At 66.7% G+C, this 13483-nt stretch carries 12 protein-coding genes; 1 reads left to right on the top strand and 11 read right to left on the bottom strand.

The genetic code is table 11. From position 1 onward, the window contains the following. Positions 1-7: 7 nt before the first annotated feature. From ASD71_RS01385 to rsmD, 4 genes are all read right to left on the bottom strand, one after another. A complete protein-coding gene (locus tag ASD71_RS01385; protein WP_056558880.1) occupies positions 8-1231 on the bottom strand; it encodes a benzoate/H(+) symporter BenE family transporter in 1224 nt (407 codons plus the stop codon). Next, the gene (locus ASD71_RS01380; RefSeq protein WP_006391351.1) at positions 1228-1479 is read right to left on the bottom strand and encodes a YfhL family 4Fe-4S dicluster ferredoxin; all 252 of its coding nucleotides are present in this window, start codon (positions 1477-1479) and stop codon (positions 1228-1230) included. The genes ASD71_RS01385 and ASD71_RS01380 overlap by 4 nt, the downstream gene beginning before the upstream one ends. A gap of 112 nt (positions 1480-1591) precedes the next feature. Further along, on the bottom strand, positions 1592-2095 hold the full coding sequence (coaD, locus tag ASD71_RS01375; RefSeq protein WP_056558877.1) for a pantetheine-phosphate adenylyltransferase: 504 nt from the start codon (positions 2093-2095) through the stop codon (positions 1592-1594). A 58-nt stretch (positions 2096-2153) separates the two neighbouring features. Beyond that, complete coding sequence (gene rsmD, locus ASD71_RS01370) at positions 2154-2720, bottom strand: 16S rRNA (guanine(966)-N(2))-methyltransferase RsmD (RefSeq protein ID WP_056558875.1); 567 nt, start codon at positions 2718-2720, stop codon at positions 2154-2156. A 415-nt stretch (positions 2721-3135) separates the two neighbouring features. Here rsmD and ftsY point away from each other — a divergent pair, with 415 nt between their 5' ends. Further along, positions 3136-4227, top strand: a complete 1092-nt coding sequence (gene ftsY / locus ASD71_RS01365; RefSeq protein WP_156395163.1) for a signal recognition particle-docking protein FtsY — start codon at positions 3136-3138, stop codon at positions 4225-4227. Positions 4228-4333: 106 nt separating this feature from the next. Here the strand turns inward: ftsY and ASD71_RS01360 are convergent, their stop codons facing one another. The 7 genes from ASD71_RS01360 to ASD71_RS01330 all read right to left on the bottom strand — a co-directional run bounded on the left by ASD71_RS01360 (position 4334) and on the right by ASD71_RS01330 (position 13477). Beyond that, a complete protein-coding gene (locus ASD71_RS01360) occupies positions 4334-6529 on the bottom strand; it encodes a phosphocholine-specific phospholipase C (protein WP_056558870.1) in 2196 nt (731 codons plus the stop codon). A 511-nt stretch (positions 6530-7040) separates the two neighbouring features. Further along, a complete protein-coding gene (locus ASD71_RS01355) occupies positions 7041-8699 on the bottom strand; it encodes a CYTH and CHAD domain-containing protein (RefSeq protein ID WP_056558867.1) in 1659 nt (552 codons plus the stop codon). Between the two features lie 334 nt (positions 8700-9033). Beyond that, entirely contained in the window at positions 9034-9858 is an 825-nt protein-coding gene (gene phnE, locus ASD71_RS01350) for a phosphonate ABC transporter, permease protein PhnE (RefSeq protein ID WP_056558864.1), read from the bottom strand. Continuing rightward, the gene (gene phnE, locus ASD71_RS01345; RefSeq protein ID WP_056558861.1) at positions 9855-10742 is read right to left on the bottom strand and encodes a phosphonate ABC transporter, permease protein PhnE; all 888 of its coding nucleotides are present in this window, start codon (positions 10740-10742) and stop codon (positions 9855-9857) included. Before phnE (ASD71_RS01345) ends, phnE (ASD71_RS01350) begins: the two co-directional genes overlap by 4 nt. Beyond that, positions 10739-11509 carry a phosphonate ABC transporter ATP-binding protein gene (gene phnC, locus ASD71_RS01340; protein WP_056558858.1) on the bottom strand — a complete coding sequence of 257 codons (771 nt, stop codon included), beginning with the start codon at positions 11507-11509 and terminating at the stop codon, positions 10739-10741. The genes phnE (ASD71_RS01345) and phnC overlap by 4 nt, the downstream gene beginning before the upstream one ends. A 6-nt stretch (positions 11510-11515) precedes the next feature. Beyond that, positions 11516-12514: a phosphate/phosphite/phosphonate ABC transporter substrate-binding protein gene (gene phnD, locus ASD71_RS01335; protein ID WP_056558855.1), complete on the bottom strand. Its 999-nt coding sequence runs from the start codon at positions 12512-12514 to the stop codon at positions 11516-11518. 147 nt (positions 12515-12661) lie between these two features. Beyond that, a complete protein-coding gene (locus ASD71_RS01330) occupies positions 12662-13477 on the bottom strand; it encodes an IclR family transcriptional regulator (protein ID WP_056558853.1) in 816 nt (271 codons plus the stop codon). Positions 13478-13483: the final 6 nt, after the last annotated feature.

Genomic DNA, 13483 nt, shown 5'->3' with positions numbered 1-13483 from the left:
CCGGTTTTCAAGCGCCGGCGCGGGCGCGCTTGTATTCGAAAGCGGTGTGAGCCAAGAGGCCCGCCGTGAGGCCCCAGAAGGCCGACCCAATTCCCCAGAAACTGAATCCCGACGCCGTCGCCAGCAGCGTGATGAGCGCGGCCTCGCGCCGTTGCGGGTTGGCCATGGCCGCCGCCATGCCGCCCATGATCGTGCCCAGCAGCGCCAGGCCGGCCAGCGCTGCGAGCAGGGCGGCGGGCAGGGCCTGGAAGAAGACCGCAACCGCGCCCGCGACGATGCTGAGCGCGACGTAGCTGACGCCGTAGGTGGCAGCGGCGATGTAGCGCTTGCCCGGATCAGGATGTGCCTCGGGGCCGGTGCAGATAGCCGCGCTGATGGCGCCCATGGTGACGCTGTGCGCGCCGAAGGGGGCGGCTACAAGGCCCAGCAGGCCGGTGGCCGCGACCAGGCGTGACGCCGGGGGACGGTAGCCTGCGGCCTGCAGGATGGCCAGGCCGGGCAGGTTCTGCGACGCCATGGCGACGACGAAAAGAGGAATGCCCAGGCTGACCGCTGCCTGCGCGCTGAAGGCGGGCGTCGTCCACACGAATTCGGTCAGGCGCCAATCCAGCTGGTCGACCTGCATGAGGCCCATCCCGGCCGCCATGGCCACCGCCACGGCCATCACCACCAGCACGGCGTAGCGCGGCGCCAAGCGGCGGCACAGCAGGTACGCGGCGCACATGGCCAGCACCAGCGCGGGCTGCTTGTTGATGTTGCTGAAGATGCCCATGCCGAAATTGAGCAGCACGCCGGCCAGCATGGCGGCGGCGACCTCGCCGGGAATGCGGCGCAGGATGGGATCGATCCAGCCGAACAGCCCGCAGGCCAGCGTCAGTCCGGCCGCCAGTACAAAGGCGCCGACGGCTTCATTGAAGGGGACGCCCGCCAGCGCGGTGACGAGCAGCGCCGCGCCGGGCGTGGACCAGGCCATGACCACGGGCAGGCCCGTGCGAAGGCTGTAGAACGCGCCGCCCAGACCCAGCACCAGGCTCAGCGAGCCGATCCACGAGCCGATGCGCGCGGCATCCAGGCCCGCGGCGTGGCCGGCCTGCACCATCAGCACGGCTGTGCCGCCAAAACTGACCAGAACGGCCACCAGCCCGGCAGCGACCGCGGACGCGGAGATGTCGCGTCGGGCGTGGTGCGGGGAGGGGGAAAGGTTGATGCTGGGCGGCGCCGCGTCGCTCATGCGGCACCGGTAAGACGGCGGTACTTGGCCATGAGCTGCTCCTGGCCTTCATTCCATTGCGGGTGCAGCTCGATGCATTCCACCGGACAGACGACCTTGCATTGGGGCTCGTCATGATGGCCGACGCATTCCGTGCACCGGTCGGGGTCGATGACGTAGTAGTCCTCGCCCATGGAGATCGCGTCGTTCGGGCACTGGGGCTCGCAAACGTCGCAATTGATGCATTCTTCGGTGATGGTCAGGGCCATGATGGGCTGCGAAAAGGCGATTGGCCCGGCCATTGTAGCGCCGGGCGGCCGGGGCCCGAAAAGCGCGAAAAGGGCGCCTGCGCGCCCCTTCGGGGAGGTTGCGGACGGGGCTTCAGCCCGGCCAGGACTGTTCGCGGCGTTCCTTGGCCTTTTCCTGGAGCCAGCGCTCCACGGAAGGGAACACGAACTTGCTGACGTCGCCGCCAAGCTGGGCGATTTCGCGAACGATGGTGCCCGAGATGAACTGGTACTGGTCGGACGGCGTCATGAACAGCGTCTCAACGTCGGGAAGCAGATGGCGGTTCATGCCGGCCATCTGGAATTCGTATTCAAAGTCGGACACGGCGCGCAGCCCGCGCACGATGACGCGGCCATTCTGTTCGCGCACGAAATCCTTGAGCAGGCCGCCGAAGCTTTGCACTTCCACGTTGGGGTAGTGGCCCAGCACTTCGCGCGCGATGTCCACGCGTTCGTCGATACTGAAAAAGGGCTTCTTGTTGCGGCTAATGGCGATCCCCACCACGACTTTGTCGAAAAGCGTGGCTGCACGGCGAACCAGGTCCTCGTGGCCCCTGGTCAGCGGGTCGAAAGTGCCGGGATAAACAGCGATGATCATGCGAGCTCCGTACCGTTATTAGTGGTGTACACCATCCTCCGAAGCCCGGATTATTGATCTATTTCCGCAACGCAGCAAATTCCAGAAGATGGAAGTGGACGGCGCCGGCCTTGTCCTGCCTCAGAATCTGGAATCCTTCGGGAGCTTCGATGGCGGATTCCGCCTCGACATAGACTAGTCCATGATCGGTCAGAATGCCTGGCAGGATCGGCCACAGGCGCGGCAGCCAGCCCTGTCCAAAGGGCGGATCCAGCAGAATGAGGTCAAACCGGGACGCATCCATCCGTTCGGCGACCTGCATCGCATCGCCCACATGGATGCGTATCATGTCGGCTTTGAGCTTGTCGCGCAGTGTCCGCAGCGCGGACGCGGCGGTCTTGTCCCGCTCGACCATCTGCACATGCGCCACGCCGCGCGAGGCCGCCTCGAAGCCCAGGGCGCCGCTGCCGGCAAAAAGATCCAGCACCTGCTTGTCGGCGAACTCGCCGCCCCACAGGTGCGTAAGCCAGTTGAAAAGCGTTTCGCGGACCCGGTCGGGCGTGGGACGCAGCGTCTCCACGTCGGGCACGGCGATGGGGGTGCGCCTGTATTGGCCCCCGACGATACGAATATACTTGTTACCCATGTTTAGCCGCTTCTTCAAGAAAAAATCCCCTCCGCCCGCCACGCCGGCTCAGCCTGCGTCGCCGCCGGAGGTTGCCGACGCGCCAGTCGCGCCCGCGGAGCCGTCTTCGACTCCGTCCAGCACGGCGCCTTCATCGCCTGCTCCCGAGCTTCGCCAGGAACCGGTTGCGCCGGTTGCTGCGCCGGTTTCTACCCCGGTTTCTGCGCCGGTCGCCGCGCCTGTGACGGCGCCAGTGACCCCGCCGGCCCCGGCGGTGCCTACGCCAGCGCCGTCCGTCTCGGTGGCACCTACGCCAGTAGCGACGCCCCCGCAGCCCGCGCCGTCCTCGACACCCGCCGCGCCGTCTCTCACGCGTACGGCGCCAGTTGCCGCACCGGTCGCGGCGCCCGCAGCAGCCGCTGCCGCCGCGCCAGCAGTGGAGCCATTCCGCGCACCGCAGCCGCCCGTCCCGGCGCCTGCACCCGTCGTCGCGCCCGTCGCCGCGCCCGAACCCGTGGTCCCGGCACCTGCGCCAGTATCGACGCCAGCGCCTGTCGCGGCACCCGCGCCGGCCGTCCCTGCCGTGCCAGAACCCGCACCCGCCGAAGCCCCCAAGAAGGCCTCCTGGCTGTCGCGCCTGAAGCAAGGCCTGTCCCGCACCGGGCAGAGCATTGGCGGCATCTTCGTCGGCGTGAAGGTCGACGAGAACCTGTTCGAGGAGCTCGAATCGGCCCTCATTATGGCCGATGCGGGCCTTGAGGCCACCGAGAAGCTCCTGACCGCGCTGCGCGCGCGCGTCAAGAAGGAACGCATCGAAGACCCGGCCAAGGTCAAGACTGCCCTGCGTGAACTTCTGGCCGATCATCTGCGTCCGCTGGAACGCGACTTCGATCTGAAGCGCACGAAGCCGCTGGTGGTCATGATTGCCGGCGTGAACGGCGCGGGCAAGACCACGTCCATCGGCAAGCTGGCGCATACGTTTCAGCGCCAGGGCGCCAGCGTGCTGCTGGCCGCCGGCGACACGTTCCGGGCGGCCGCGCGCGAGCAACTGGTGGAGTGGGGCAGCCGCAACAACGTCAGCGTGATTTCGCAGGACGGCGGCGACCCGGCCGCCGTGGCGTTCGATTCCGTAAATGCAGGCCGCGCGCGCGGCATGGGCGTGGTGATGGTGGATACGGCCGGCCGCCTGCCCACGCAGCTGCACCTGATGGAAGAACTGAAGAAGATCCGCCGCGTCATCGGCAAGGCGGATGCCACGGCGCCGCACGAGGTGCTGCTGGTGGTGGATGGCAATACCGGCCAGAACGCGCTGGCGCAGATCCGCGCGTTTGACGCCGCGATCAACCTGACCGGCCTGGTCGTGACCAAGCTGGACGGCACCGCCAAGGGCGGCACGCTGGCCGCCGTTGCAGCTGGCAGCCAGGGCGTGCGTCCGGTGCCTGTCTACTGGATCGGTGTCGGCGAAAGCCTGGAGGATCTGCAGCCCTTCGTGGCGGACGAGTTCGCGGCGGCGTTGCTGGCTGACTGAACGCGTCCATCGAGCAGCTGCCCATAGCCGACAAAACGGGACGACGCGCAAGCGTCGTCCCGTTTTCCTTTCCGCGCCGGAAATAGCAGTAGAACTGGCGCCAGCCTTACCCGGCCTGTCCCATCGCCGGATCGCTGATCAGATCCTTGCCCGTCTCCATCCGTCCGGCAAAGCGCCGCTGAAACGCCGCATAGCCTTCGCAAGCAACGGCAAAGTCATACCAATGACCGCTGTCGCTGATCGGCCAGGCAAGTTCGCCGGTCTGTCCGGGTTCGACGGTTGCCGTCCACGGGCCGTCGCCGTGATACGCCAGCGCTTTGACGCTGAACGTGCAAGCCTTCGCGCCGGTGTTGTGCAGTTTGACCTGCACCTGCGGATCATCACAAGGCACGTAGCAGACCTGGATCTCCGGCTGGGCGCCGCCCGCCTGCATCAGGTCGCCCGCGAAGGCGCGGTGAAAGCCGTTGGGCCCGAGCACCCACAGGTCGTACTTGCCCGCGTCGCCACCCACGTCCCACGCGTCGTCCAGCGACTTGCCCGCTTCCACGACGTAACGGCGCGGAATGCGGTGCAGATGCAGCTTGTCGTACACGTGGAAGACGGCGCCGGTCTTGGCCGAGCTGGCGTTGGCGAACAGGAGCCGAACTCGGCTTTCACGGGCGTCTTCGCGGGCGCTGGCGTGCAGTTCGTACGGCAGTGCGCGCGAGGGCCGTGTGCCTTTGACCTGCGCGGCAAGCGTCTGTTGCGCCGGGATGGCGATGGCCGGCTGCGCTTCCTGCCAGGTCGTCAGGCCGTCGGCGTCGGTCTTGGTGCTGCGGCCGGACAGCGTGGGCAGCGGGGCGCTGTTGGGCGACACGAAGTTCAGCGTGGACGTGAGGTCGCCGCACACGGCGCGGCGGAATGCGCTGATGTTGGGCTCCATGACGCCGAAGCGCTGCTCCAGAAAGCGCAACGCCGAGGTATGGTCGAACACCTGCGAGTTGACCCAGCCGCCGCGGCTCCACGGCGAGATCACCCACATCGGCACACGCATGCCGGGCCCGTAGGGTTTGCCGTCCGCGGTCAGCTGCTTGGGCGTGGCGGGCGGATAGGTGTAGTACTCGAAGGCCATGTCGGCGTCAGTCAGCGTGGACCCGCCGGCCAGCGTGCCGTCGTCGTTGCGCGAGGGTGCGCTGGGCGTGGGCATGTGGTCGAAGAAGCCGTCATTCTCGTCGTACGTGACCAGGAACACGGTCTTGCTCCAAACCTCGGGCGACTGCGTCAGCGCGTCCAGCGCGGCCTGGATGTACCACGCGCCCTTGGCGGGGCTGGAGGGGCCGGGGTGCTCGCTGTACGCCGCCGGCGGGATGATCCACGACACCTCGGGCAGCGTGCCGTTCATCACGTCGTCGCGCAGGCTTTGCAGCAGGCCGCCGTCCGGCATGGTGTTGCCGAAGCCCTTGGCAAAGGCGCTGAACTGGTCGTCGATGGCCGGGTTGTACGCGGGACCGCCCTGGTTCGTGACCTGGCGGTCCGCGGGCATTTTTTCGATCTCGGCGCGCCAGTGCCGAAAGCTCATCATCTCGTTGCAGCCGTAGTTGTCAGGGATGTTCTGGTAGACCTTCCAGCTCACGCCGGCTTGTTGCAGGCGGTCGGCGTAGGTGGTCCAGGTCCAGCCCTCGGTGGACGGCCCGACGTCGGCGCCCTCGTTCATTTCATTCATCACGACGGACACGTTGTCGCCGCTGGGGCCGTTGGTGCCGGTCCAGAAGAAGAGGCGGTTGGGAATGGTGCCCGCGTGCATCGCACAGTGGTAGCTGTCGCACAGCGTGAAGGCGTCGGCCAGTGCGCGGTGGAACGGCACTTCAGCGGTTTCGTAGTAGCCCATCGACAACGGCTGCTTGGCGCTGGGCCAGCGGTTCATGCGGCCGTGGTCCCAGGCGGCCTGGCAGTTCGGCCACGAGTGCGGCGTGCTGCCCGCGCGCTGCGCGTTGCCCAGCCGCGCGTCCAGGTGATAGGGCAGTTCCAGCGTGCCGTCGCTGCGCGTCTGATGGAATACCGACTTGCCGTTGGCGAGCGGAATCGGGAAGCGGTCGCCGAAGCCGCGCACGCCGGGGAACGTGCCGAAGTAGCCGTCGAATGAACGGTTCTCCAGCATCAGCATCACGACGTGCTTGACGTCCTGGATGGTGCCGGTGGGGCTGTCGGCCTCGATCGCGAGGGCGCGGCGGATGCTGGGCGGAAACATCGACAACGCGCTCATGGCCGCGGTGGCGCCGAGCGTGGTCGTGAAGAACTTTCTCTTGGAGGCGTCGATCGTCATTGGCTGGTCTGTCTGGAGTTTGCAGGAAAGGGCAGCACTGCCGGCATCATGGCGCACAATGCGCCGCGCAGGTAGGCGGGGCGGGCGTGGTGGGCGTCGTGGTGGGGGGAGGCGGAGCCGGTTCGTCGATGTCGTCGTCGCCGCCGCAAGCGCCGAGCGCGAGCGCCAGCGTTAGCGCGCAGCAGGCCGCGAGGCCGCGTCGTGCAAGGACCAGCAGGGGGGAAGTGGTTTCCATGAGTCTGTGTGCGTGGATGGGCGAACGGCCCGCGCTGGCCGTTGCGCCGTCACACAGGACGAGTGTCGGGCGGATGCTGGCGGGCCACGAATGCGCCCGGCGGTGGGGCCGGACGACAGCCAATGAGTATTGGCACGCCGGATGTCGATGCATTGACAGGGGCCTGACGGGGAGCTGTCAGGCGGCCCTTTTTTGAAACGCCATGCTAGATGCGTGTCCAGGTGAAATCGAATTCAACGCGGGACTTTCGCATGAGGTAGACGCGCGCGATGCGCGCTACTTCCAGAACGGTTTGCTGCGCGCGAGATCGTCAAAGGCCTGCTGTGCCTCGACGACCAGTTCTTCCAGGCGCGCGCTGATCCAGCCCAGCGCGAACCAGGCTTGCGGATGCGTGGCCGTACACGACTGGTAGTAGCCCTTGGCCATCGCGAGGTCGTTGATTTCGCCCAGCACGTCCTGCACGCGGGACAGCAGCTTGCGGTAGCCGCGCAGCTTGCTGGCGGGCAGCAGCGATTCGGCGAACGACAGGCCATAGCGCAGGCGCTTGCCGCGCTTGCGCAGATCGTGGCGGGCGGGGATGTCCAATGCCGCGAAATGCGTGCCCTGATCGGCGACCTTGCCGTGCCAGCGGTGCAGGCGGCGGGCAAGGAGCTTGTGCAGGTGCTGCGGTTCGGGCTCCGGCGTCAGCATCGGGATGATCGTGGGCTTGACGATGGGACCGGTCACGCCGCCTTCGAGCCGGATGGCAGGCTCGGGCGCGGCGTCGCTGGGCGTGCCGTTGGCGATGGTCTGGCCGTCCGCGTCGGGCTGCACGGGCGGCACGTCGAGCGACCATTCCAGCAGCTCCAGCAGCCATGCTTGAAACGCCTGGCCGCCCGCGATGGTCTGCGCATCTGCTTCTGGGGGCGCGGCTTCCATGGGGATCACGGGCATCCCGGCGCGCAGCAGGGCGGGCGCGACGGTTTCGTTCAGCACGTCCTGGTCCCGATTGGCGCCGAACGCCGCGAAGTGCGTGCGCACGCCCTGCAGCAGCGAGGCCGGCACCGGTGCGATCCAGCCATCGAACAGCTTCCAGGCCGATCGCAGCCGGCGCACGCCCACGCGCAACTGGTGCACGTGTTCGGAGTTGCCGGCGCGGTACACGCCTTCGGTGTCGACCTCGGCCAGCACCGCCGCATTGCGGCAGACCTGGTCCAGGCATTCGGCGGCGATCGCGCCCATCGCCTGCGGCGGCGTCATGCCGTCGCGCAGCTTAACGGACGATGCGCCGCGCGGCGCCCAGAATTGCGCAATGGCCTGCGCACGGTGTGCTTCGAGGTCATCGCCGGCAGCGGCGTCGACCTCGGCCAGGCGATGCGCCAGCTGGGCCAGGGCGTCGCCGCGTTCGGACTTGCTGCGGGGATCCAGGATCAGGGCATGGCGCTGCTGCCAGCCGCGCGCTGCGGCGAAGATGGCGGCGGGACGGCCCGACACCAGTTCGAATTCCAGTTCGGAGATCGGCAATTCCAGCGCGCCGGCGCGCAGGATGCCGGTGTCGTAGGCCAGCTCCACCGTGCCGAAGCGCGTGCGGATCTTGCGCAAGAGGCGCTGCACGTCGGTTTCGTAGCGCAGGCCCAGTTCGCCCTTGATGGAAGACAGCGGGCCCTCGACGTCGGTACCGGCATAGACCGACAGGTCGAGCACGGGACCCGGCCGCGGATGGTTCATCTCGATGCGCGAGATCGCATCGGCGCCGGGCATCTTCAGCGTCTGCACCCAATCGGGGCCTTCCTGCCGCAGCCGGATCGCGATGCGCGCTCGCGCAAGCTCGCGCTCCGGCGTGTCGAAATACATGGCATGCAAGCGAATGCGCGTGGCCTCGCGTTGCTTGACTTCACGCAGCACGGCCTGGCGCGAAGCCGTGGGCACGTGCAGTTTCAATTCCTGTTCCGACATGGCAGCGGATGTCCAACGGCAAAAGCCAAGATGTTAATCAAGCCGGGGGTGCGTTTTGATGACCGTTCATATTTTGTTCACATTGAGCATAGACGCGATCGCGGCGCAAAAACAAGGCGGCCCATGAATCGCGCTGGGTGTCTGACACCCTGCATGCGGCGGCGAGGGGCGTAGGGCATGTCTCCAGGGTGTCAGACACCCGGGCATTGGCGTAAGACGATTAGAGGTGTCAGACACCGGAATCAGTCCTACGCCAAAGAAAACGCCGCCCCATGGGGCGGCGAAGGGAGCGCGTGTCAGGGGAAACCGACAGGCGTAAAGCGAGGCGACGGCGCTACAGGATGCGTTTGCGCGCCTGGGTGATGACGACTTCGGCCAGCACGACAACCACGAAGATGGCGGCCAGCACGAGGGCGACGCGGTCCCACTGGAACAGGTTCAGCGCGGTGTCCAGCGCCATGCCGATTCCGCCGGCGCCGACCAGGCCCAGCACGGCGGATTCGCGCACGTTGATGTCCCAGCGCAGCAGCACGATGGACCAGAACGCCGGGCGTATCTGCGGCCAGTAGGCGTACCAGATGACCGAGGCCTTGCTGGCGCCGGTGGCGGTGACGGCTTCGATGGGGCCGCGCTGTGCTTCCTCGATGGCTTCGCCGACCAGCTTGCCGACAAAACCGATCGAGCGAAAAGCGATGGCCAGCGTGCCGGCCAGTGCGCCCGGTCCGAAGATGGCGATGAACAGCAGCGCCCACACCAGCGAGTTGACCGACCGGCTGGACACCAGAATCAGCCGGGCCAGCATGTTGATGGTCTTGCTGGGCGTGAGGTTGTTGGCCGCCAGCAGACCCACCGGCACGGCCATGAACACCGAAAGAATGGTGCCCAGCGTGGCAATGTGCAGCGTTTCGATCAGCGCATCATGCACGCCGCCCGGGTAGTAGGCCCAGTCGATCGGCCACATACGGCGAAAGAGGTCGGCCATCTGTTCCGGCGCGTCGTACAGGAACTCGGGGATGACCTCCACGCCGCGGATCGCCTGCACGATGGCCGCCACCAGCAGCAGGTACAGCGCGAAGCGCAGCAGGCGCTGGCCCATGCTGTAGCGTTGCCAGACACGCGGCTGGCCGGCGGGGTTCAAGGGGGAGACGTGGGCGTTCATTCTTCCACCTCCGCCTTGCGCGCGGCCGCCGGCTTGCTGCTGCCGATGCCGCGGGCGCCCGCGAAGCGGCTTTGCAGGATGCGGTCGAAACCCAGGTTGTCCAGGAACACCGCCCGCACGAAGCTGGCCAGGATTTCACCCAGCATGATGATGGCGATCAGGGTCAGCAGGATGGCGCTGACGAAGTCGTAATCGAAGCGCTGGAAGGCCGAGAACAGCGTGCCGCCCACGCCGCCCGCGCCCACGATCCCCACCATGGTGGAGTTGCGCAGGTTGGAGTCGAACTGGTAGGTGGCAAAGCCGATGAAACGCGCGAACACCTGCGGCAGCACGCCGAAGACGATGACGTTGGCAAACGAGGCGCCGGTCGCGCGCACCGCTTCCACCTGCTTGAGCGAGATTTCCTCGATGGCCTCGGTGAAGAGCTTGCCGATGAAGCCGATGGACGCGACGGTCAGTGCCAGAATGCCGGCCAGTGCGCCAAAGCCCACGGCCTTGACGAACAGGATGGCGACGATGACCGGGTGCAGCGCGCGGCACAGCGCGACAATCGACCGCGCGGGCCACGAGATCCACGCGGGCATCAGGTTGCGTGCACCCAGGAGGCCCACCGGCAGCGCCAGGATGATGCCCAGCATCGATGCCAGGACGGCAATCTCCAGGCTTTCGGCGATGCCCTTCCACAAGGTGGCGGGCTTCTCGAAGTTGGGCGGGAACATGCGCGCGAGGAACGTCGACGCGTGGCCCATGCCGCTTTCAAAGCGCGACCAGCTGAAGTCCAGCTGCGCGGCGGCGTAGATGGTGTAGAGCACCAGCAGCAGCACGCCGGCCTTGGCGCGCCCTGACATGGCGAAGGGGCGGATGCCGCCCCGGGGTTGCGTCATTCCAGCCAAGACTCGCCTCCGTAGATGGTCTTGAGCATGGTGGCGTCCAGGCCCTGGCCGTCGCCGTCATAGACCACGTGGCCGCCCGACATGCCAACGATGCGCGTGGCATAGCGGCGCGCCAGTTCGACGTCGTGGATGTTGACGATGACGGGAATGCCCGTGGCGCTGCCCTGCGCGGACAGCAGTTCCATGATCTCGACGGAGGTCTTGGGATCAAGCGACGACGTCGGCTCGTCGGCCAGCAGCACCTGCGGGCGCTGCATCAGCGCGCGGGCAATGCCCACGCGCTGGCGCTGGCCGCCCGACAGCGCATCGGCGCGCTGGTCGGCGAATCCGGCAAGGCCCACGGTGTCGAGCAGCTTGTAGGCGTGCTCGATGTCCTCGGGATCGAAGCGGCGCATCCAGGCCTTCATGGCCGAGGTGTACCCCAGCCGGCCGGTCAGCAGGTTTTCCATCACGGTCAGGCGTTCGACCAGGTTGTATTCCTGAAACACCATGCCGATGCGGCGGCGTGCGCGGCGCAGCGACGCGCCGCGCACTTGCGCCAAGTCCACGGTGCCGTCCTCGGACTGCAGCACGATCTCGCCCTTCGTGGGTTCGATCAGCCGGTTGATGCAGCGCAGGAGCGTGCTTTTACCGGTGCCCGAAGGACCGATGATGGCGGTGAGCCCCTGACCGGCGATCTGCAGGTCAATGCCGTTCAGTACCGGCCGGCCGGCCCGGTATTCCTTGACCAGGCCGGAAATGCGTAGCGACGTCGTCATGCTGGATTACTTCTTGCTCTTTGCGGATTCGCGGTCGTAGGCCGCGCGATTGAAGCTCTCGCCGCCGGATTCAGCGACCTGGCGGACGATGGCCCAGTCCTTCTCGTACGTCACCGGGTAGAAGCGGTCGGCGTTGTCGAAGGCCTTGGACATTTCCGGCGGGAAGCGGTAGTCGTAGAAGCACTTGAGCATCTGGTCGCGGAACTTCGGTTCCAGGTCATGCGCGTAGGCGAACGACGAGGTCGGGAATTTTTCGCTGGTGTAGATGATGCGGAAATCGGCTTCCTTGACCTGGCCGCGTTCGACCATGCGCTTGAAGACGTCCGATGCCACGGCGGCGGCGTCGTAGTCGCCGGAATTCACGCCCATGACCGATTGGTCGTGCTTGCCGGAAAAGATGACCTTGTAGTCCTTGTCGGGCGTCAGGCCTTCCTTCGGGAACAGGGCGACGGGCGCCATGTGGCCGGAGTTCGACGAGGGTGCGGTGTGCGCGAGCTTCTTGCCCTTCAGGTCGGTCAGCTTCTGGTACGGGCTGTCCTTCTTGACGATGACGATCAGGTTGTAGCCCTGGAAGCCGTCGGCGTAACCCTTGACGGCAAACGGCACGGCGCCGGCGATGTTCACGGCGAATGCGGTGGGGCCGGTCGAGAAGCCGCCGACGTGCAGGCGGCCCGAGCGCATGGCTTCGATTTCAGCCGCGTTGCTCTGCACCTGGTAGAACACGACGCGCTTGCCCGTGCATTCGGACAAGTGCTTGGTGAAGGGCTTGAAGATGTCTTCGTACACGGCCGGGTCTTCGACCGGCGTGTAGGTGAACACCAGCGTGGAAGGCGTCTTGAGCTTGGACGCGTCGGTGGGCGTGTCGGCCACCAGGTCCTTGTTCGAGTCGCAATACATCTGATCAAGATCGCCGCGGTTTGAGCAGGTGTCGGCGGCCTGGGCGGCGGAAGCTCCAAAAGCGAATGCGGCCAGCGCGGCCGCCTGCATAAGACGCAAGGCTTGCATCGTGTGTCTCCTCGTGTAGGTATGAATTGAATCTTTGCTGAATTCAAACACACAACCGGGGACGGCACACTCGGGAAAGTCCCTGCCTTTCTTTTCGTCTTTTGTTCGTTTTGTTCGCTTTGTGTTCGTTTTTGCGCGAAAACGCGCTCAGCCGCGAAAGCCCAGCTTGCGGGAGATTTCTTGGGCGCATGCGATGAGCGGACGCGCGATCGCGCCGTCCCAGGACACGTCGAACAGGCCGGTGGGACCCAGGCTGGTCAGGGCCAGGACGATGCTGCCCGTGTTGTCGAACACCGGCACCGACAGCGCATCCACGCCCGGCAGCGGGTTGCCCAGCGCGCGGGCCATGCCGTGCACGCGGATGTCGGCCAGTTGCGCGTCAATGTTGGCGCGCGATGCCTTGCGCGGCGGCGGCACGCTGGCGATGACGGCGGTGTCGCCTTCTTCGCGCGCGATGTAGTGCTCGCTGACCTTGGGCGGCAGCCAGGCCGCGAACACCAGCCCGGTGGCGGTGTGCAGCATCGACATCACCGTGCCCTTGCGCATGTTCACGTGGACCGGATAGCTGGCTTCGGTCATGTGGATCATCGTGGGGCCGTGCGAGCCCAGCACCGCGATGCCCAGCGTGTGGCCGATGTCGGACTGCAGCTTGGCGATTTCCGGCATGGCGACGCGCACGGGATCCAGGCGCTGCAGACTGACCAGCCCCATCTGCAGGGCGAAGGGACCCAGCTCGTACTGGCCGGTGACAGCGTCCTGCTGCACCAGTCCGACGCGGATGAAGCTGACCAGGTAGGGGTGCGCCTTGGCGGACGTCATGCCCGCGCCGGCCGCCAGGTCGCGCAGCGTCAGGGGCTTGCCCGCGTCGACAAGCGCGGCCAGGAGCGGCACGCCCACCTCGATGGACTGGATGCTGCGGCGGCCGTCGTTGGCGGCGGGCGCCGCAGTCTTGGAAGTTGCCACGGTGTA

This window comes from Achromobacter sp. Root565 (genome assembly GCF_001427425.1).
Classification (GTDB): domain Bacteria; phylum Pseudomonadota; class Gammaproteobacteria; order Burkholderiales; family Burkholderiaceae_B; genus Achromobacter; species Achromobacter spanius_D.
Note: the sequence above shows the minus strand (reverse complement) of the source record. Positions and strands in the feature narration are given on the sequence as shown.

Bases quoted from the DNA above. Each gene is read 5' to 3' on its own strand.
- ASD71_RS01385 (WP_056558880.1), bottom strand. From the start codon at position 1,231: ATGAGCGACGCGGCGCCGCCCAGCATCAACCTTTCCCCCTCCCCGCAC.
- ASD71_RS01380 (WP_006391351.1), bottom strand. From the start codon at position 1,479: ATGGCCCTGACCATCACCGAAGAATGCATCAATTGCGACGTTTGCGAG.
- coaD (WP_056558877.1), bottom strand. From the start codon at position 2,095: ATGATCATCGCTGTTTATCCCGGCACTTTCGACCCGCTGACCAGGGGC.
- rsmD (WP_056558875.1), bottom strand. From the start codon at position 2,720: ATGGGTAACAAGTATATTCGTATCGTCGGGGGCCAATACAGGCGCACC.
- ASD71_RS01360 (WP_056558870.1), bottom strand. From the start codon at position 6,529: ATGACGATCGACGCCTCCAAGAGAAAGTTCTTCACGACCACGCTCGGC.
- ASD71_RS01355 (WP_056558867.1), bottom strand. From the start codon at position 8,699: ATGTCGGAACAGGAATTGAAACTGCACGTGCCCACGGCTTCGCGCCAG.
- phnE (WP_056558864.1), bottom strand. From the start codon at position 9,858: ATGAACGCCCACGTCTCCCCCTTGAACCCCGCCGGCCAGCCGCGTGTC.
- phnE (WP_056558861.1), bottom strand. From the start codon at position 10,742: ATGACGCAACCCCGGGGCGGCATCCGCCCCTTCGCCATGTCAGGGCGC.
- phnC (WP_056558858.1), bottom strand. From the start codon at position 11,509: ATGACGACGTCGCTACGCATTTCCGGCCTGGTCAAGGAATACCGGGCC.
- phnD (WP_056558855.1), bottom strand. From the start codon at position 12,514: ATGCAAGCCTTGCGTCTTATGCAGGCGGCCGCGCTGGCCGCATTCGCT.